The following is a 304-nucleotide window of genomic DNA, read 5'->3' as shown; positions in this document are numbered from 1 at the left end:
CCTTTCCACTTCTGGTTGCCGGGAGCCATGAAGGCACCAACGCCGGTTTCGACCTATCTGCACTCCGCCACCATGGTAAAAGCCGGCGTTTACCTGCTGGCAAGGTTTACCCATGTGTTGGGCAACCACGATTATTGGAACATTCCCCTTATTGTTATAGGGGGAATAACCATGCTATATGCCGCCATTCATGCCATTTTCCGACTTGACCTGAAGGGCATCCTGGCTTACAGTACCATTGCCGCCTTGGGAGTTCTGGTATTTTTGATCGGATTGCGAACCGAAGATGCCTTACTGGCAGCAT

At 51.3% G+C, this 304-nt stretch carries 1 protein-coding gene; it reads left to right on the top strand.

Annotation, left to right across the window (positions count from 1 at the left end; genetic code table 11):
• Positions 1-304: proton-conducting transporter transmembrane domain-containing protein (locus tag A6X21_RS23715; RefSeq protein ID WP_369009494.1), on the top strand; the 304-nt coding region annotated here is incomplete at both ends.

The organism is Planctopirus hydrillae, assembly GCF_001707835.1.
Taxonomy (GTDB): Bacteria; Planctomycetota; Planctomycetia; order Planctomycetales; family Planctomycetaceae; genus Planctopirus; species Planctopirus hydrillae.
The sequence above is the reverse complement of the archived record's forward strand: the minus strand, read 5'-3'. Positions and strand labels throughout refer to the sequence as shown.